Here is an 18,809-nt window from a genome sequence, read left to right on the forward strand (position 1 = left end):
CGATCCAAGGAGTCCCCTGTGACTGTTCTGCCCCTGTGCGCCCCCGCGTGGCCGCGCCCGGCCGGCGCGGCGCCCCGAGCGGGGTGGGTGCGGTGACCACCGACCTCGAAACGGCCGGCCCCGGCACCGGACGGGACCACGCCGGCGCCGCGTCCGGCGGCCTGCGCCTCGTCGAGACCGTCACGGGACCGGCGACCCCCGCCGAGGTGCGCGACGCCGTGACCGAAGTCCTCGCCGCGCACTCCCCCGTGACGGCGTGGCACACGGCCGACGCTCCCGACGGCCTGTCCCGCGCCATGGGCATCCGGATCGCGGGGCACCGCGTACACCTGGCCCTGGAACCGGCCGCGCCCGCCCGGCACCGCACCCTGGACCCCGTCGTGCCGGAGCCCGGGCTGTGGCGGACCTCCGTGCTGAGCGACGCCCCGGCGGGTGCCGCGCTGCCCGCGCCGGTACGGCAGATCGTCGCGGCGGTACGGGAGCGGGCCGACCGGCTCACCCGCGAGGAGGTCGCCGCCGTCTGGTCCTCGATGCCGCTGCTGCGCCACTTCGCGGACCGGGGACCGGAGATCGGCGACTGGGCGCTCGTCTTCCGCGACCACTACGTCGAGAACAGCGTCGGCTTCCTCCTCGCGGCGGAGCGGGCCGGCATCCCCGCCGAATGGATCTACGCCCTGGCCAAGGGGGACCGCACCGCGGGCCGCCACCGGGTGCACGCCTGGTTCCGCGCCCGCGGCTACCGCAGCGCCGTCCTCGACAACTCCGTCATCGACGGCACCGCCCCCGGCCAGGAGGTCGCGGCCGCGCAGGTGGTGGCCGCCGACGTCGACCGCTTCATCGCCGCCGCCCACCGCGCCGGACGCCGGGTGCTGGTCATCGACGACGGCGGGCTGCTCGCCCGCGCCCAGGGGCCCGCCCGGCTGGTGAGCGAGCCCGTGGACGCCGTGGTCGAACTCACCGTCAGCGGCCTCAAGCGGATCGGAGCCGGCGCGCTCCCCTGCGTCCCCGTCTTCAACATCGCCCGCTCCCAGCTCAAGAGCCTGCTGTCGTACGAGGAGATCGCCGACTCCTGTCTGCGCCGGCTGCGCGAGCTGGTGCCGGGACAGAAGTTCATCGGCCGCCGCGTCGTCGCCGTGGGCTTCGGCACGCTCGGCTCCCGGCTCGCCCGCCGCCTGCGCTCCCTGGGCTGCCGGGTCACCGTCGTGGACCAGGACACGCTCGCCCTGATCCAGGCCGCCGAGCAGGGCTTCGAGACCGAACCGACGCTGGCCGCGGCGCTGCGGCGCTGCACCCCCTTCCTGGTGACGGGCAGTACGGGCGAACCGCTGCTGGGCGGCGAGGAGCTGGCGCTCCTGCCCGACGGCGTGCTCCTCGCCGGCTTCGCCACCAAGGACTTCAGCCTCCTGAGCACCGGCGGCGCCGGGGACGGCGCCGAGACGCTGACCGGCGTCGGAGTCCGCTACCGGCTCCCCGACGGCGGCCGGGCCACGCTCCTGGGCGACGGCCGCTCGCTCAACCTCTTCGACTACGAGGGCATCCCGAACGGCGGCTACGACGCCTACCGGGCCGGCACCCTGATCGCGGTCCGCGAACTGTGCCGCCGGGCCGACACGCTCGCTCCGGGGGTGCACGTCGACGAGGTCGACGAGGCCGTCCGGACGGCCGGCCTGTTCGAGGCGTACTACGACACCTACATCGCCGACACGGCCCCCGGCCGCGCCGGGGCCGCCCCGCAAGCGACGGCGGCAACGGCGGCGGGGGCGGCGCGCCCGTGACCGCGACCGCGACGGGACACGCCTGTGTCGTCGGCTACGGCAGCGTGGGACGGCTGCACGCCGAGGTCCTCACCCGGATGGGGCTGCGGGTCAGCGTGCTGGACCCGCGGCCCGCGCAGCCCCCCGGCCCGGCGGTGACGTGGTGGCGCGCCATCGGGCAGGTCCCCGACGTGCGGGACATCGACGTCTGGGTGGTGTGCACGCCGACCCACACCCACCTGCCCGTCGTGGCCCGCGTGCTGGCCCAGGACGCCGCCGCCCGCATCGTGGTGGAGAAGCCCGCCTGCCGCGCCGGGGAGACCACCGCGCTCCTGGACCTGCTGGCCACGCTGCCGGCCGCCCGGGTCGTCGTGATGAACCAGTACCGGGAGGCCGCCGTCCTGTCCGCGATGGCGCGGCTCGTCGCCCGCGAGGCGCCGGGCGAACCCATCCGGGCGCTGCGCGTCGCGTTCACCAAGGACCGCAGGCCCGACGTCGCCCGGGGCCGCTTCGTCGACCGGGACCACGGCGTCTTCGGGTACGAGTGGCTGCACATGCTCGCCGCGCTCGGACACTTCCTGCCCGCCCCCGTCTACGACGCCTACCTGCGCGGTCCCGTGGCACCCGGCTCGCTGCGCACGGCGTACGACCCCGCCCTGGCCCTGGCCGCCGCGCACGAACGCGCCACGGTGCGCGGCGTGGCGGTGGAGCTGTTCTCCACGGTGGCGGGCGAGGGGGTCGAGGCCGCGCTCCCGAGGCCCGGCTGGACCCGCGACTACCCGACGGCGACGGGGGAACGCCAGCGCCTGGTCCGGGTGGAGACGGCGTCCGCCCGCTTCACCGCGGAGCTGGAACCGCTCGGCGGCCCCGAGCGCGAGCCGGTCCGCCGTGACGTGCACCGGATCACCGTACGGACCTCGGCCGGGGACCGCCGGCTGGAGGTCGCCGACCCGCTGATCAAGAACGCCTGGGCCGGACTGCTCGCGGCCCTGTCGGCCGTCGACTGCCCGCCGCCCGACCTGCGCGCGCTGCACCGGATCGCCTCCCTGGTCGGCGCCGCCCGGAGCGCCGATCCGGCCCGGAGCGCCGACCAGGCCCGGGGCGGCGCGGACCTGGTCGGGCACCCGCCCGCCGGAAGCCGTCCGGCCCGCGCCCCGGCCGGGTCCGTCTTCATGCCCCGACAGGAGTCCGCATGACCCACGTCTGTTTCGTCGTCGTCCAGGACGAGTTCGAGCGCCATTTCCTCCAGCAGCCCCTGGACGTGCTCAACGCCGCGGCGGTCCTGAAGGGGGACGGGGTCGCGGTGAGCCTGTGGGACCGCCGGCTCCACCCGCTGCCCGCCGGGGGCCACGCCCCCGACCTGGTCGTCGTGGTGACCGCCGTCGCCGACCGGGCCCAGTGCTACCCGCTGGACCTCACCCCGGTGCGGGAAGCGGTGAGCGCGGTGCGCGGCCTGTGGCCCGGCGCGACGGTGCTCGCCTGCGGACCGCACCCGACGCACCTGCCGTCGGCGAGCCTGCGCGAACTGGGCGTGGACCACGTCGCCCGGGGCGAGGCCGACTCCGCCGCCGTCCAGGCCGTACGCGACATCCTGCGCCGGCGGGCCCTCACCCCCGTGCTGCCCCCGGCCGGCACCTACCCGGATCTGCCGGCCGACCAGTGGCCGCTGCCCGCGTACGAACTCATCGACCCGCAGGCCTACACGGCCGAGGTCGTCGTGGACGGGCGGACCCGCCGGGCGGCGTGCGGCCTGGTCATGGGCGTACGCGGGTGCAGTTACGGATGCTCCTTCTGCCACCTGCCGTTCGGCTCCCGGATGCGGGACCGGCCGGCCGCGCAGACGCTCGCCGAGACCGCGGCCCTCGCGGCGCGCGGCGTCGAGTCGGTCTTCTTCCTCGACTACGTCTTCGGGCTGCACCGCACGTTCTACGACGACCTGTGCCGCGGCCTGACCGGTTCCGGGGTCGAGTGGACCGGCCAGACCCGCGCCGAGGTGGTGCTGCGCACCGACGTCCGGCGCTGGGCGGAGGCCGGCTGCCGGGGCATGTGGCTGGGCGCGGAGTCCCCCGGGGTCGCCGATACCGGGGTGGGCAAGCGGGTGCCGCCGCAGAAGGTGTCCGAGGCCATCCACAAGCTCCAGGACGCGGGGATCAAGCCCTTCGCCTTCGTCCTGCTGGGCCTGCCCGACGATCCGGCCTGTGCCAGTGGCGAGCTGGTGGACTGGGCGGCCGGGCTGCCCGCCGACTTCGGGCTCAACCAGCTCGTCCTGCGGCCGGGGACCTCGCTCTACGACCGGCTCGCCCCCGACTACAACGACGGCCGCACCCCCGTCTCGTGGGCCGAGGTCGCCGAGGTCACCCGGCGCTACCGGCAGGCGTACCCGACCGACCTGGACGCCCAGTGGGACCGGCTGACCGCCCTGCCCAACTACCTGGGCAACGCGATGGCGGCCGCGTGAGGCCCGCCGAACCCCCCGTTCTCGACGCCGAGGAGAAGGACAGCCTGTGCGCGCGCTGCTGATGTGCGGTCTGGGACCGAGCTACGTCAATCTCGACTACCTGCGGGGATCGCTGTTCGACACCAGCGGCACGGGCCGCGACGCCCGTACCCGCACCATGCTGGAGCGGGCGGGCTGCGCGGACCTGGACTTCGCCGAGTTCACCTACTCCGTCGACGGCGGGCGGCGGACCCTGTGCCGGCCGCGGACCACCTCCGTCCCGCACCTGACGACCTTCACGCTGGAGTCGATCCTCCAGGACGCGGACCTGGACTACGCGCACCTGGACCTGGCCGGGGTCTGGTCGGGCCGGGCGGCCGTACCGCCCGGGGACTTCGACGTGGTCCTGCTGTCGACCACGTACATGTGGAGCAAGGCCGTGTTCGCCACGGCGATGGAGTGGATCGCCGAGCGGCTCCCCTCCGTGCCCGTCGTCTGCGGCGGCCAGTACACCAACCTGAAGTTCCACCAGGTGATGTCGGAGTTCCCCGGCGTCAGCGCGGTGGTGCGCGGCGACGGTGAGGTGGCCCTGCCGGCCGTGGTGAAGGCCGTGGGCGCGGGGCGTTCCCTCGCGGAGGTCGCCGGCGTCGTGTGGCGCGACGGCGCGCGGATCCGGGTGAACCCGCTGGAGTACATGGACATCGAGACGCAGGCCTCGCCGCGCCTCAAGGGCCGGTACCCGATCGTCCCGTACGAGTCGATGCGCGGCTGTCCCTTCGACTGCAAGTTCTGCTCGTTCCCCGCCGCCTCGCCCAAGTGGCGTTACAAGTCGGCGGAGAAGATCCGCGACGACTGGCTCTCGTACGTCACCGAGAACGACGCGCAGATGATCTCCGCGATGGACTCCACCTTCACCGTCCCGCCCACCCGGCTGCGCAAGCTGCTGGAGATCCTGCCGGCGGCGGGGGTGCGCTGGGAGGGTTTCAGCCGCGCCAACACCGTCACCTCCGAGGCGCTGGTGGACGCGCTGCTGGAAGCCCACTGCTACAAACTGCACATCGGCTTCGAGGCGATGAGCGACGAAGTGCTGAAGCTGATGAGCAAGCGGGTCACGGCGAAGCAGAACCGGCGGGCCTTCCACGCGCTGCGCGACAGCGAACTGGGCTACGTGGTCTTCTTCATGATCGGCTACCCGGGCGAGACACCGGAACTCTTCGGCGAGACGCGCGACTTCCTGGTGCAGGAGTACTCCGGGCACTTCATGCTCAACTTCTTCTCGATCTCCGACGAGACGATGCCGCTGTGGGAGGACCGCGAGCGGCTGCGCATCGAGATCGAGGACCCCGACGACACCCACACCTGGTGGTCGCACATCGGGATGAACAGCGACGACGCCCGGGGGCTGCAGCTGGCCGCGCTCGACGACATCCGCGAGCGCAACGACGACGCGGTACTGCTGCTGTGGCAGCACCAGTTCGACCACTGGCTGATGCCGGAGCGCGGCCGCCTGGAGAACCTGCGGGTGGAGAAGTGCATGGAACGCCTCGCCCTGGCACCCCGGGTGCACAGCGACATCGACAACGGGGCGCGCCAGATCCACCACCAGCTGCGCCTGCTACGCGACCTGGGCGTGCGGCCCGGAGCCGGCCGGGCACTGGCGGGCGCCCGCTCGTGAGCACGGCGGACCGGGACGGTACGGCACGAGCGCGAGCGGCAGCGGCAGCGGCAGCGGCAGCGAGGACGGGGGCGAGAACGTGAAGGACGGCGAAGAGCACGTGGGCATCTCGACGGTGGTGCGCATCGGGGACACCGTGCGCCGCCCGCCCGGCCCGTGGACCCCGGCGGTCCAGGGGCTGCTGGCCCATTTCGAGCGCACCGGGTTCGCGGGCGCCCCCCGGGCGCTCGGCTTCGACGCCGAGGGGCGCGAGGTCCTCCAGTACGTGGAGGGCCACGCGCCGCAGGGCCCGGAGGTGGCCGCCCTGCCGGAGGGCTCCGTGTTCCAGGTCGGCCGCCTGATGCGGCGGATGCACCGGGCGGCGCGGGGGTTCTCGCCGGAGCCGGCGCGCTGGGCGCACGAGCCCTTCGCCTCGGGCCCGGGGTCGGTGGTCTGCCACAACGACATCGCCCCGCGCAACACCGTCTTCGTGGACGGGCGTCCGGTCGCCTTCATCGACTGGGAGGCCGCGGGCCGCGGCACCCCGCAGTGGGACCTGGCGCAGGCCGCCTGGCAGTTCGCGCCGCTGACGGACGACGGCGGGTGCGCCGCGCTCGGCTGGCGGACGCCGCCGGACCGCGGGCGCCGCTTCCGGCTGCTGGTCGAGGGGTACGGGCTCGCGCCGGCGGAGCGGGCCGGTCTGGCCGGACTCGCCGCGGCCCGGATCCGCTTCACGCTGGACCTGATCCGGCGGCGGGCGGCGGCGGGCGAGGCGGGCTTCGTCGAGCTGGTGGAGTCGGGTCTCGCCGACGGTGTCGAACGCGACGCCCTGTGGACCGAGGCGCACCGGGACGAGCTGACCGCGGCCCTGTACGACGGGACGCCGCTGGACGGGGCCCTGCCCGAGGGCGACCGGCTCGAGGGCGACCGGCTCGGCGGCTCCCCGCTCGGCGGCGCCCCGCTCGCCCCGGAACCGGCCTGAGCGTCCGGCCGTCCGGCCGTCCGGTCGTCCGGTCGTCCGACCGCCCTCCGGTGCCCCCGGCACCACGATCAGCAAGAAGGACAGGATGCTCAGATTCGGCGTCATCGGAGCCGGAGTGATCGGCGGGGTCCACGCCCGGACCCTCGCCCGGCTGCCCGGGCGGGCCACCCTGGTGGCCGTGGCGGGCAGCAGCCCCGGGCGGGCCCGCGCCCTGGCGGCCGAACACGGCTGCGCGTGGCACGAGACGGCGCGCGAACTGCTGGCGCGGCCCGACCTGGACGCGGTGTGCGTCTGCGTGCCCAGCGGCCTGCACGCCGAGATCGGCGAGGCCGCCCTGCGCGCGGGCAAGCACGTCCTGGTGGAGAAGCCCCTGGAGGTGGGCCTGGACGCGGCCGACCGGCTGCTCGCCGCGGCCCGCTCCACCGGGCGCACCCTGGGGGTGGTCCTCCAGCACCGGTTCGACCCCGCCGCCCGGTACCTGTACGACTCCGTCCGCGCGGGCGCCCTGGGCACCCTCACCTCCGGGCACGCGGAGGTGGCGTGGTGGCGGTCCCAGGGCTACTACGACTCCGGTCAGTGGCGCGGCACGGCCCGCCTCGACGGGGGCGGCGCGGTCATGAACCAGGGCGTCCACACCCTCGACCTCCTCCAGTGGGTCATGGGCGAGGCCGTCGAGGTGAGCGCCCGCACGGCGCTGCTGGCGCACCGCGGCATCGACGTGGAGGACACGGCGGCCGCGGTGGTCCGATTCGCGAGCGGCGCGCTGGCCACCGTACTGGCGACGACGGCGGCGTACCCGGGGCGCACGGCGCGGCTCGCGGTCCACGGCGACCGGGGCTCCGCGGTCCTCGACGACGACCGGATGGCCTACTTCCACACCCGGGCCGAGGGCGAGAGCGGGGAGGCCTACGGGGCGTACGGAACCGGTGACCGGTCCGCCGCCCTCCCGCTGCGCCACGACGCGGAGCGCGACCCCACCGGAATGCCCGCCGCACCGCACCGCGACCAGCTCGCGGACTTCTGCGACGCCGTGGAGCAGGGGCGTCCGCCCGCGGTGAGCGGGGAGGAGGCGCGCCGCTCGCTCGCCCTGACCCTCGCCCTGTACGAATCCGCGCGCACGGGGCGGACCGTCCGCCCGGACGGACCCGGCGCGCCGTGAAGGAGACCTCGATGAACAGCCCAGAACTCGCCGAACTGCTCTACGGGGACTATTCCGCGGCGGACCCGCGCGAGGCCCTGCGGGCCATGGCGACGGTCCCCGCCATGGAGGACCCGCGCAGCGGGGCCCTGTTCGTGACCGGTTACGACCTGGTCCGGGAGCTCTTGCTGCACCCGGGGCTGACCAGTGCCACGCAACGCGACCCGCTCGCCGGGGCCGGTCTGAGCGAGGAGCAGATCGCCCTGCACCGGCCGGTGCGGGACTTCGTCAACCTGTGGCCGGTCTTCAGCTCCGGCGGCTACCACCAGGAGCTGCGCTCCCGCATCCGCCCGGCCCTCGACCGCAGGAACGTCGCCCGTATCGTCGCGGGACTGGAGGACGACTGTCGTGACCTGCTGACCGGTCTGCGGGACGGGGACGCGGGCGGGGAGTGCGACTGGATCGAGGGGTTCTGCCGCCCCTACTCCCTGGCCCTGCTGGCCCGGCTCTTCGGCACGACCACCAACCGCATGACGGATCTGGCCGGGGCGACGGACGGGCTGATGGCCTACCTCGCGAAGCCGAGGTCCTACACCGACGACGATCTGGCGCGCGCGGCGAACGCCTCGCTGGACCGGGCCCGCGACGAGGTCCGCGCGCACGTCCTGGACCGGGCCGAAGGGGAACTCGCCCTGATCCTGCGCGACATCGCCGCCGATCCGGGGCTGGGGCACGACGTGGCGGTCGCCGTGACCGCGCAGATCGTCACCGGCACGCTCGACCCGCTCGCGGCCGTCCTGACCGAGGCGGTCATGCGGGGCGGCGAGCAGATGGGGACCATCGCCGGGCCGGGGGCCGCGTCCCCCTCCGGGCAAGGGGAGTTCACCGACGAGGTGCTCCGCGTCAGCTGCCCGTTCCGCTTCGCTCCCCGGTACGCCCTCCAGGACATGGAGATCGCCGGGTACCGGGTCGCCGCCGGACAGCGGGTCATGCTCATCCTCGCGGCCGCGAACCTCGACGCCACGGCCTTCCCCGACCCGCTCGCCTGGCGGCCGGGCGTCCACGAGGCCCGTCCGCTGGCGTTCGGCGCCGGCTCCCACCACTGCGTCGGGGCCGCCCTGGCGCGCGGTGCGACGGACACCCTGTGCCGGGTGCTCGCGGCCGAGGGCATGCGCGTGAGCCACGATCCATCCGGCTTCGAGCGGGCGGCGCCGCTGGGCTCCGACCGCATCCTCGGGCTCCGCGTCCGCATCCACTAGCCCGCACCGGCGCCAGCCGCGCGGAACGTCGACCCCCGGGCCCCCCGTGCCCGCCGGAAGGAGTCACCCCCCATGCCCAGTCCCACCCCCGCCCCGCCCGAGGCCACTTGGGGCCCGTCCGCGCGGGCGCCCCACCGCGACGGCGACGGCATCGCGGGGCTCTTCGACCGCGCCGCCGTCACCTATGACCGCGTGGGCGTCGACCTCCTTCCGGCGGCGGGCCGCCTCCTGGTGGAGCACGCCCGGATCGCCCCCGGCGAGCACGTCCTGGACGCCGGGTGCGGCGCCGGAGCGAGCCTGCTGCCCGCGGCCCGCACGGTCGGCCCGCGGGGCGCCGTGACGGGCATCGACCTCTCCCCGGTGATGATCGCGCGCGTGCAGCAGCACTGCGACGAACAGCGGCTGGACTGGGTCCGCACCCACGTCGCCGACGTCGAGGGTCCGCTCCACCCCCTCCCCGGACGGCCGGCCGACGGCTACGACGCCGTCACGGCCGGCATGCTGCTCACCTTCCTGCGCGACCCCGGGAGGGTCTTCCTCGGCTTCCGGTCGGCGCTGCGCCCCGGCGGCAGGCTCGCGGTCTCCTGGTGGGGCGAGGAGGCGCCCGGCTGGGCCCGGGTGGTCGAGGCGACCCGGCCCTTCGGCTCGGGCACGCGCGAGGAGATCGAGACCGCCGTTCCCGGGCAGAACGCGCCGCCGACCCCGGACCTCGTCCGCGACCTCGCCCACGGGGCGGGCTTCCCCTCCGTCGAGTTGCACGAGGAGCGGCTGGAGACGACGTTCCGGGACAGCGACCACTGGTGGGAGTGGACCTGGTCCACCGCCGCGCGGGCCTTCTGGGAGAGCGTGCCGCGCGAGCGGCTGCCGGCCGCCCGCGCCGCCGCCGAGAGCGCCCTGGCGGCGCTGCGCGCCCCCGACGGAACCCTGCCGTACGTCCTCACGACGCACTTCGCCGTCTGCCACCGCTGGTAATTCACAGAATTCACCCCCGCCCCCCTTACCGCCCGCTGCCGGAAATTCCTTTCGATAATCCGGCGGGGCGGCAATTCTGCGTACCCGATTTCACTACGGCATTCATTTCAAGAGATTTCCGATCCGGGGCTTGCATTTCCGATCGGCAGAGTTCTAGGATTCGAATGTCCAGCCAATCGGGCCGGAAATGAACAAAGCATTCAAAGGGAAAGGAAAAGACATGACCAACTTCGACGACGTCGACGTCACCGAGCTCTCCGACGAGGAGCTCGACGACATTGTGGGCGGCACGTTCTCCATCGCGGCCCACTGCGTCATCTGACGGCGGATCCGCCTCGCCGGGCGGTGATCCCGCCCGGCCCACCGCGGCTGACCTGAGTCCGCCGCGGCCGTGTCCCCCACCGGGACACACCAGGACCGGCGTGTGCCGGGAATTCTTCCCGGTACACGCCGGTGATGTGCAAGAAAGGGATCGGGATCGATGACCGGTGAATCGCGCTTCCGGCCCGAGGCGCTCGAACACCACCGCAGGCGCGACGGCCTCGGGCCGGTACTCGGCCACACCACCGCCCTCTCCCGGCCCCGGGGATTCACCGAGCGGGCGAAAGCCCTCCGTGCGTCCCTCCCCGGCCGCTCGGGCGCCAAGCGGCTTCCCGTCTGCTTCCAGACTCAGGTCAGCGACTGCGGCCCGGCCGCCCTCGTGACGGTGCTGCGCCACCACGGCGTCGACGTGTCCCTCGACGCGGTCCGCGCCCGGGCCGACTCCGGCCGCAACGGCGCCTCGGCCCGCACCCTGCTGGAGATCGCCCGCGAGTACGGCGTCAAGGGCCGGGGCGTGCGCGCCGACCTGGACGCCCTGCGGCGGCTGCGGCCCGGCGCGATCCTGTTCTGGAACTTCAACCACTTCGTCGTCCTGGAGGGCGCCGGCAAGGAGTACGTGGACGTCGTCGACCCCGCGTACGGGCGGCGCCGCCTGAGCCGGGCGTCCGTCGCCGAGTCCTTCACCGGAGTGGCGCTGGACTTCGACCCTCCCCTGCACGCCGCCGCCCCGGCCGCCCGCGGTGCGCAGACCGGCGGCCCCTGGCGCCGGCTGCGCCCGTTCCTGCCGGGCCGCAGGGAACTGGGCCTGCTCGTCGCGGCGTCCGCCGCGCTGATGGCCTTCGAACTCGCGCTGCCGCTCACCGCGGGATTCCTCGTCGAGCGGGTGGTGCCCGACGGGGCCACCGCCACCCTGTGGGTCGCCGGAGCGCTGCTCGCCGGGCTCGGGGCGCTCTTCTTCCTGCTCCAGCTGGCCCGGTCGGTCCTGGTGGCCAGACGCCAGGCCGTGATCGAGAAGCGGCTCACGCTCGGGATCGTCGGTCACATGGCGGACCTGCCCTACGACTTCTTCACCGTGCGCAACTCCGGTGACCTCGCCATGCGGGCCCGCGCCAGCAACGTCCTGATCCAGGTGCTGAGCGTGACCGCCGTGTCGGCCGCGCTCGACAGCGTGCTCGTCGTCGCGTACCTCGTCGCGATCCTCGTGACCAACCCCCCGATGGCCGCGCTCGTCGCCTCCCTCGTCGCCGTCCAGGCCGGGCTCCTCGTCCTCACCTGGCGCCGGCAGACGGAGCTGAGCCAGGAAGTCCTCGAACGCCAGACCAAGGCGCAGGAGGAGCTGGTCGAGATGCTGGAGAGCATCGCTTCGCTGAAGTCCAGCGGTCTGGAGGGCCGGGCCGCGGAGCGCTGGTCGCACACCCTGGTCCACGAGGTCAACAAGCGCCTCGGCGCCCGCCGCAACCTCGCCGTCTTCTCCTCCCTCAGCCGTACGGTGCAGTTCGGCGCACCGCTCGCCGTCCTGCTCGCGGGGATCTGGCTGGTGCTGACCGGACGGGACTCGCTGGGCGAGGCCATGGGCTTCATGACGCTGACGATCGCCCTGTTCATCCCGATGCAGGGGATGTTCGACGCCGGCTCCCAGCTCGCCGCCGTCCGGCCCACCCTCGCCCGGCTCGACGACGTCCTGCGCGCCGCGCCGGAGCCCCGCGGCGCCCTGCCGGGGACGGGCGTCGCCGAACCGGGCCGCATCACGGCGGAAGGGGTCTCGTTCCGCTACCCCGGCGCCCCCCGGCCCACCCTCGCCGAGATCGCGCTCGCCGTCGAGCCGGGGCAGTTCGTGGCCGTCGTCGGCCGCTCGGGATCCGGCAAGTCCACCCTGGGCATGCTGCTGGCGGGGCTGTACGTCCCCACCGGGGGCACGATCACGGTCGACGGCATGCCGCTCGCCGAGCTCGACCGGCCGACCTACCGGCGCCGCATCGGCTACGTCAACCAGAACGCCCACCTCTTCGGCGGCTCGATCCGCGACAACATCCTCCTCGGCAGCGAGGACATCAGCGAGGCCGACCTGAAGAACGCCGTCCAGCTCGCCCACATCCACACCGAGATCAGGGCCATGCCCATGGGTTACGACACCCTGGTCGCACCCGGCGGGCACGGCATGTCGGGCGGTCAGCGCCAGCGCATCGTCCTGGCCCGGGCCCTGGCCAAGCAGCCGAAGCTCGTCATCCTCGACGAGGCGACCAGCGCGCTGGACCCGGCGCTGGAGGAGGCGATCATGCGCGACCTGCTGGCCGCCGGGATCACCGTCGTCGTCATCGCCCACCGCCTCACCGTCCTGGACGAGGCCGACCAGGTCATCGTCATGCGGGACGGCCGGATCGTGGAGGCGGGCGCCCCCGCCGACCTCAAGGAGAGCGGCGAGGAGTACCTGTGCCTGACCTGACGGCCGCCGCCCGGCCCGCGCCCGGCACCCCCGTGCCCGGCACCCCCGTGCCCGGAGCCCCCGCGCCCGGCACCCCCGTGCCCCTCACCTACGAGCAGGACTGGTTCCACACGAAGACCCGCGCCCCCGGCTGGTCCCACAAGAACGTCCGCCTCGGCTTCGAGGTCCTCGGCGACCTCGACACCGACGCGCTGCTCACCGCCGTCCGCGCCTTCGTCACCCGGCACGACGCCCTGCACCTCCAGCTGCCCGCGGACCCCGGGCCCCGGCCCCGGCAGTGGACCCGGCCCCTCGGCGCGGCGGAGCAGGTCGTCGACTGCCGGCAGGTCGGCGCCGCCTCGCCCGAGCAGTTCGCCCGCTACGCCTCGGCCCTCCTCTCCCGCGACTGCGTCACCCCCTGGGCCTACGGCGAGCAACGGCCCTTCACCATCCGGCTGCTGCGGCACGGGGCGGGCCGGCACGCGCTGCTGGCGACCTTCCAGAACCTCGTCTTCGACGGACGCGCGCACCACCTGTTCGCCCACGAGGTGTGGCGGGACTACGAGGCCCTGCGGCGCGGCGAGCCCGTACCCGAGGACGCCCCGTCGTTCGCGGCGGCCGCCGCCCGGCAGCGGGCCGGCACCACCCCGGCCCAGCGCGAACGCGCCCTGGCCGACTGGCGCGAGCGCCTCGCCTTCCTGGCCCGCTCCCCCTGGGTCCGGCCGTCCGGGGCGCCCGCCGGCGCCGGCGGCAGGCTCGCGGCCGAGCTCGACGCCCGGACGACCGTGGCACTGCGCCGCGCCTGCCAGGAGCGCCGCCTCGGCCTGCTCCAGTGGACGGTCGGCTCCTTCGTGCACGCGCTGGCGTCCCGCACCGGCCGGACCGAGGTGGGGCTGTGGACCTCCATGGACTCCCGGCCGTCCCGCGACCGGGACGTGGTCGGCATGTTCGCCGCCTCCTGCCCGCTGACCGTCACCGACGCGGGCGGCGACGCCGACGCGGTGCGCGGCCGGGTCCGCGGCCTGCTGCTGAACGCGCTGAAGCACCAGCGGCTGACCGCCGAGGAGATCAAGGCCCTGATGCGGGAGACCGAGGCGGAGCACGGCGCCCCGGCCGGCCGCGACGTCTACGTGAACCTGCGCCGCTTCGAGGGCGACTACGCGGGCTCCCGGGACACCGGCCCGCTGCGGATCACCGCCGACGCGTACGCGCTGCGCCGGATCGACATCACGGACGGCCACGCACTGCACCTGCGGTGCTCCGAGTTCCGCGACCGCCTGCTCATCGGCCTGTTCTTCGACGGGCAGCGCGTGGACGGGCCGCTGGCCCGGGCGGTCCTCGACGACGTGCTCGCCGCGGCCGCCGCCACCGCGGACGCGGCCGCCCCCTCCACGACAGGAAGGCACCATGCCCCCCGCACCGATCGATGACGTCCTGGCCGCCGCGAGCGAGGTGTTCGGCCGCCCGGCCGGACCGGCCGACGACTTCTTCTCCCTCGGCGGCGACTCCGTCACCGCCGTCGAGCTCTCCGTCCGGCTGGAGGACCTGCTCGGCGTCGAGGTCGACACCGAACTGATCGTCGCGCTCCCCGACTTCGCCGCCCTCGCCGACGCGCTCGCCGATGCCCTCGCCGACGCGCCGGCCCCCGCCCCGTCGACGCCCGAACGCTGAGGAACGATGCGCCCCCACCTCTGGGACCCGTGGGCCACCGCGCGGACGGCCCCCGACCGGACGGCCGTCGTGGCCGACGACGAGACGTACACCTTCGCCGAGCTGACCGGCCGCGCGGACGCCCTCGCGGACGCCCTGCGCGCCCGGGGGGTGCCCGACGGCGCCGTCCTGTCCACCGACCTCCCCACCGGGCCCCGCTTCTTCGCGCTGGTCCTGGCCGCCCTGCGGCACGGGTACGGGCTCTTCCCGATCGCCCCGCAGCTGACGGCGCTCCCCGGGGGCCCGTCGCTGCTGACGGACGCGGACGTCGTCCTGCACGTCACCTCGGGGACGCCGGCGGCGGCCGGCCCCGCGTTGCCGTGCCCCGTCATCGGCGACGGGGAACTGCTCGCCGGGGCCGCCTCGGCCGCCGGGGCGCCCGCCGTGCCCCCCGCGGCCGCGCCGCCCGCCGCCGGGCACCTCGTCTTCGCGACCTCCGGCACCACCGGCCTGCCCCAGGCCGTCGTCCGTACGCGCCCCGCCCGGCCCTACAAGGGGGTCGCCGTCGCCGCACGCTACGAGGCCGGGCTCGACCGGGGTCCGCACCTCATGGCCAACCCCACCTACCACCTCGGCACCCTGGGCCCCGCCCTGTACGCCCTCCAGGCGGGCAGCGCCGTCGTCGTCCAGCGCACCTGGTCCCCCGCCGCCTTCGCCGAACTGGCCGACCGGTACGCGGCGGACAGCGTCATGCTCAGCCCGGACCGGCTGACCGCCCTGGTCACGGCGGGCCGGGCGCCGCGCCGCCCGTTCCGGGTCGTCTTCCACGGCGGCGCCGCCTGCCCGCCCGGGCTCAAGCGCGCGGCCATCGAGCTGTTCGGGCCGGTCCTGCACGAGTACTACGGCACCTCCAAGAGCGTCCTGACGGAGATCACCACCGCCGAGTGGCTGCGCAAGCCCGGCTCGGTCGGCCGCCCGCTGCCCGGGATCCGCGTCGACGTCACCCGGGACGGCCGGACCCTGCCCCCGGGGGAGACCGGGGAGATCGGGATCCGGCTGCGCGCCGCCGACCGGGGCCCGTCCGAGGCGCCCGTGCACGCCACGGGCGACGTCGGGTTCCTCGACGCCGACGGGTACCTGTTCGTCATCGGCCGGGCCGGGACCCCGCAGGAACTGCGCACCGCCCGGCTCGAACACGACGTCCGGCTGCTGCCCGGCGTCACCGACGCGGTCGTCCTCGGCACCGAGGCCCCCTCCTGCTACGTGGAACACGGCACGGACGCCCCCTTCCCCGACCCGGTCCCCGCCATCGAGGCCTCGGCGCGCCTGCACGGCCTGCCCGCGCCCCGCATCGTCCTGGCGGCGGCCGGCTCCCTGCCCCGTACCCCCAGCGGCAAGATCAGGCGGGCCGGACTCGAAGGCCCCGCGGGCGCCGGGGAGCAAGGCCCCGGATGACCGCGGACCCACAGCCCCGGACCGTCCACGGCCGGTTCGCCCAGCAGGCCCGGCGGCGGCCCGACGCGCTCGCGCTGACCTGCCTCGACGGGGACGCCGTGCGCCGCCTGAGCCGACGGGAGCTGGCCGCCCTCGTGGACGCGGCCGGCCGGGCGCTGCTCGCCTTCGGCGCCCGGCGGGGAGACCGGGTGGTGCTGGTGCTGCCGAACGACGAGTCCTTCGCCGCCGTCCTGCTGGCGGCCATGGGGCGGGGGGTCGTGCCCGTCCCGGCCGCGACCCCGGCGACCACGCGGACCGAGGCGTTCGGCCTCCGGCTGCGCGGCATCGTCGCCGACTGCCGTCCCGTCCTGGTCGTCACCACCGCGCCCTGGCACGACGCGGTCCGCACGGCGCTCGGCGGCCACGGCGTCCCGGGCGGGGTGCGCACCTGGCCGGAGCCGGCCGGGCCCGGAGCCCCCGCACCCCCGCCGAGGACCCGCCCGGCCGGGACGTACGCGCCCCCGCCGGACGCACCCGCCTTCCTCCAGTACACCTCGGGCTCGACCGGCTCCCCCAAGGGGGCCGTCATCAGCCACGGTGCCCTGCACGCCGCCTGCGCCCAGGCGGCGCGCGTCTACGACGAGCGCCCCGACGACGTGGCCGTGACCTGGGTGCCGCTCCACCACGACATGGGGCTGGTCACCGGCCTGCTGCGGCCGCTCTTCAGCGGATACCCGTCCGTGCTGATGGCCCCCGAGGCGTTCGCCCGCCGCCCGGGAGCCTGGCTGTCGGCCGTCACCGAGCACGGCGGGACCCTCTCCAGCGCCCCCGACTTCGCCTACGCGCTGTGCGCCCGCAAGGTCACCGATGCCGAGCTGGCCGCCCTGGACCTGCGCCGGTGGCGGATCGCGCGCAGCGCGGGCGAGGTGGTGCGGGCCGCGACGGCCGAACGCTTCGGCGCCCGCTTCGCCGCCGCCGGGTTCTCCCCCCGGAGCCTGTGTCCCTCGTACGGCATGGCGGAGGCCACCTTGACCGTGACCGCCTCCACCCCGGACAGCCCGCCGCTGCGGCTGGCCGTGCGCACCGACGCGCTGCGGGCGGGCCGCGTGGTCCCGGCCGCTCCGGGGACCCCCGCCACCCTGCTGCTCTCCAGCGGAACGCCCCTGCCCGGCACGTCGGTCCAGGTCCGGGTGCGCGACGGGGGCGCCGGGCGGGAGGAGGGCCCGCGCGTGGGCGAGGTCGTCATCCGGGGGCCCCAGCTGTTCGACGGCTACTGGCCCGCGCGGCGGCGCCCGGCCGCCCGGCACGCCACCGGGGACCGGGGCTTCCTGTACGGCGGCCACCTGTTCGTCGTCGGCCGGACCGATGACGTGCTCGTCCACCACGGCAGGAACTTCTACCCGGCGGACGTCCTCGCGGCCTGCGAGGAGGTGGCGGGCCTGCGGCCCGGGCGGTGCGCCGCCTTCGGCGTCGCGGACGGGGGGTCCGAGGGCCGGGTGTGCCTGGTCGCGGAGCTGGCGGACGGCCCCGGCACGCCCCCCGCCGCCCGGGTGGCCGCCGAGGTCCGGCGGCGGCTGGCGAGCTCCCTGGACCTGTACGTGGGCGAGGTCGTGCTGCTCCCCGGTGGCGGACTGCCCGTGACGACCAGCGGCAAGGTGCGGGTCGGCGAGACGAAGCGGCGCCTCGCGCGGGGGACGCTCCCCCGCCTGTGAGGCCGAGAACCGATGCGAACAACGAGGGAAGAGGAACCGTGCACGCTCCGACACTGGTCCAGTGGGTCGGCGACCCCGCCGCCTTCAGCGCCGAGTACTGGCGCCGCAAGCCGGGCGTCTTCCGGCCCGAGGGGGGAGTGCGCAGCCCCTTCACCCTGGCCGACGTCGACGCCGCGCTGGCCACCGGCTTCCTGCACGAGCCCTACGTGGAGATGACCCGCGCCGAGGACCCGCTGGGCCGGGAGGCCTATCTGACCCCGCGTTCCGTCTACGGGTCCTCGTACGGGGGGTTCGCCGACGAGACGAAGATCAGGGCCCTGCTCGACGACGGCGCGACCCTGCTGATGCGCCGGATCGACCAGTGGCACGGCCCGACCCGGGACCTGCTGGCCCGGCTCTCCGGCGAACTCCAGCGGGCGGTGGAGGCGTTCTGCTTCGTGACGCCCCCCGGCACCCAGGGCGTTCCGCTGCACCGCGACGACGCCGACGTCCTGGTGCTCCAGCTGAACGGCAGCAAGGCGTGGCGCGTCCACGAGGGCCCGGCGGACGGCAACTGGCGGCACGGTCCGGTCGGGGGCGAACCGCCGGCCGAGGTGCTGCGGACCACCCTGCGCGCGGGCGAGGTCCTCTACATCCCGCGGGGCTTCGCACACCAGGCCGTCGGCAACGAGGGACTGTCGGTGCACCTGTCGCTGACCGTCCGGGAGATCCACATGGGGGACCTGTTCCGCAGCCTCCAGAAGCTCTCCGCCCGGTCCATGGACATCGAGTCCCGGCCGCTGGACGACGCCGCCGTGCTGGCCACGGCCACCGCGATGCTGGAGCACGTCCGCGCGGCCGTGGCCGGGCTGACGCCCGAGGACCTGGTCCGCCACGCGCGCCGCGGGAAGCTGGCCGCGCTGCCCGCGCCGCGCTCGCCGCTCTCGCTGAGCGCGGTGGCGGCCCGGCACGACGCCCCGGGCGTGATCCCCGGCGCGTGAGGTGCGGCGCGTGACCCCGGCGGGGCGGCGGTTTTCGGCCGGGCGGCCGGGCGGGCCCCTCGTCGAAACGGGGGCCGGGGCGGCAGGATCGGGC

Annotated in this window: 14 protein-coding genes; all 14 read left to right on the plus strand. The window is 75.3% G+C overall.

Features of this window, described 5'->3' with window-relative positions; translation table 11 throughout:
• Positions 1–92 precede the first annotated feature (92 nt).
• The 14 genes from ACFYYT_RS14580 to ACFYYT_RS14645 all read left to right on the plus strand — a co-directional run bounded on the left by ACFYYT_RS14580 (position 93) and on the right by ACFYYT_RS14645 (position 18,715).
• Positions 93–1,775, plus strand: a complete 1,683-nt coding sequence (locus tag ACFYYT_RS14580; RefSeq protein ID WP_351817768.1) for an NAD(P)-dependent oxidoreductase — start codon at positions 93–95, stop codon at positions 1,773–1,775.
• Positions 1,772–2,950 (plus strand): Gfo/Idh/MocA family oxidoreductase, encoded by a 1,179-nt coding sequence (locus ACFYYT_RS14585; protein ID WP_351817765.1) that lies wholly within the window; start codon positions 1,772–1,774, stop codon positions 2,948–2,950. Before ACFYYT_RS14580 ends, ACFYYT_RS14585 begins: the two co-directional genes overlap by 4 nt.
• Positions 2,947–4,212 (plus strand): radical SAM protein, encoded by a 1,266-nt coding sequence (locus tag ACFYYT_RS14590; protein ID WP_351817762.1) that lies wholly within the window; start codon positions 2,947–2,949, stop codon positions 4,210–4,212. Before ACFYYT_RS14585 ends, ACFYYT_RS14590 begins: the two co-directional genes overlap by 4 nt.
• A gap of 46 nt (positions 4,213–4,258) precedes the next feature.
• Positions 4,259–5,866 (plus strand): radical SAM protein, encoded by a 1,608-nt coding sequence (locus tag ACFYYT_RS14595; protein WP_351817759.1) that lies wholly within the window; start codon positions 4,259–4,261, stop codon positions 5,864–5,866.
• Between the two features lie 79 nt (positions 5,867–5,945).
• Positions 5,946–6,827 carry a phosphotransferase gene (locus ACFYYT_RS14600; RefSeq protein WP_351817756.1) on the plus strand — a complete coding sequence of 294 codons (882 nt, stop codon included), beginning with the start codon at positions 5,946–5,948 and terminating at the stop codon, positions 6,825–6,827.
• Positions 6,828–6,912: 85 nt separating this feature from the next.
• Positions 6,913–7,986, plus strand: a complete 1,074-nt coding sequence (locus tag ACFYYT_RS14605; protein ID WP_351817753.1) for a Gfo/Idh/MocA family oxidoreductase — start codon at positions 6,913–6,915, stop codon at positions 7,984–7,986.
• An 11-nt stretch (positions 7,987–7,997) separates the two neighbouring features.
• Positions 7,998–9,224 carry a cytochrome P450 gene (locus ACFYYT_RS14610; protein ID WP_351817750.1) on the plus strand — a complete coding sequence of 409 codons (1,227 nt, stop codon included), beginning with the start codon at positions 7,998–8,000 and terminating at the stop codon, positions 9,222–9,224.
• A 72-nt stretch (positions 9,225–9,296) separates the two neighbouring features.
• Positions 9,297–10,196 (plus strand): methyltransferase domain-containing protein, encoded by a 900-nt coding sequence (locus ACFYYT_RS14615; protein ID WP_351817748.1) that lies wholly within the window; start codon positions 9,297–9,299, stop codon positions 10,194–10,196.
• 481 nt (positions 10,197–10,677) lie between these two features.
• The gene (locus ACFYYT_RS14620) at positions 10,678–12,960 is read left to right on the plus strand and encodes a peptidase domain-containing ABC transporter (RefSeq protein WP_351817745.1); all 2,283 of its coding nucleotides are present in this window, start codon (positions 10,678–10,680) and stop codon (positions 12,958–12,960) included.
• Positions 12,948–14,369 (plus strand): condensation domain-containing protein, encoded by a 1,422-nt coding sequence (locus tag ACFYYT_RS14625; protein WP_351817742.1) that lies wholly within the window; start codon positions 12,948–12,950, stop codon positions 14,367–14,369. The genes ACFYYT_RS14620 and ACFYYT_RS14625 overlap by 13 nt, the downstream gene beginning before the upstream one ends.
• Positions 14,347–14,610 (plus strand): acyl carrier protein, encoded by a 264-nt coding sequence (locus tag ACFYYT_RS14630; RefSeq protein ID WP_351817739.1) that lies wholly within the window; start codon positions 14,347–14,349, stop codon positions 14,608–14,610. Before ACFYYT_RS14625 ends, ACFYYT_RS14630 begins: the two co-directional genes overlap by 23 nt.
• A gap of 6 nt (positions 14,611–14,616) precedes the next feature.
• Positions 14,617–16,044, plus strand: coding sequence for a fatty acid--CoA ligase family protein (locus ACFYYT_RS14635; protein ID WP_351817736.1), 1,428 nt, complete (start codon positions 14,617–14,619; stop codon positions 16,042–16,044).
• On the plus strand, positions 16,041–17,735 hold the full coding sequence (locus tag ACFYYT_RS14640) for an AMP-binding protein (RefSeq protein WP_351817733.1): 1,695 nt from the start codon (positions 16,041–16,043) through the stop codon (positions 17,733–17,735). Before ACFYYT_RS14635 ends, ACFYYT_RS14640 begins: the two co-directional genes overlap by 4 nt.
• 38 nt (positions 17,736–17,773) lie before the next feature.
• The gene (locus ACFYYT_RS14645) at positions 17,774–18,715 is read left to right on the plus strand and encodes a JmjC domain-containing protein (protein ID WP_351817730.1); all 942 of its coding nucleotides are present in this window, start codon (positions 17,774–17,776) and stop codon (positions 18,713–18,715) included.
• Positions 18,716–18,809 lie beyond the last annotated feature (94 nt).

Source organism: Streptomyces sp. NPDC002032, assembly GCF_042890765.1.
Taxonomy (GTDB): domain Bacteria; phylum Actinomycetota; class Actinomycetes; order Streptomycetales; family Streptomycetaceae; genus Streptomyces.

Excerpts from the sequence above, each read along its gene's own strand:
- ACFYYT_RS14590 (WP_351817762.1), top strand. The coding sequence starts at position 2,947 with ATGACCCACGTCTGTTTCGTCGTCGTCCAGGACGAGTTCGAGCGCCAT.
- ACFYYT_RS14605 (WP_351817753.1), top strand. The coding sequence starts at position 6,913 with ATGCTCAGATTCGGCGTCATCGGAGCCGGAGTGATCGGCGGGGTCCAC.
- ACFYYT_RS14610 (WP_351817750.1), top strand. The coding sequence starts at position 7,998 with ATGAACAGCCCAGAACTCGCCGAACTGCTCTACGGGGACTATTCCGCG.
- ACFYYT_RS14615 (WP_351817748.1), top strand. The coding sequence starts at position 9,297 with ATGCCCAGTCCCACCCCCGCCCCGCCCGAGGCCACTTGGGGCCCGTCC.
- ACFYYT_RS14620 (WP_351817745.1), top strand. The coding sequence starts at position 10,678 with ATGACCGGTGAATCGCGCTTCCGGCCCGAGGCGCTCGAACACCACCGC.
- ACFYYT_RS14630 (WP_351817739.1), top strand. The coding sequence starts at position 14,347 with ATGCCCCCCGCACCGATCGATGACGTCCTGGCCGCCGCGAGCGAGGTG.
- ACFYYT_RS14635 (WP_351817736.1), top strand. The coding sequence starts at position 14,617 with ATGCGCCCCCACCTCTGGGACCCGTGGGCCACCGCGCGGACGGCCCCC.
- ACFYYT_RS14640 (WP_351817733.1), top strand. The coding sequence starts at position 16,041 with ATGACCGCGGACCCACAGCCCCGGACCGTCCACGGCCGGTTCGCCCAG.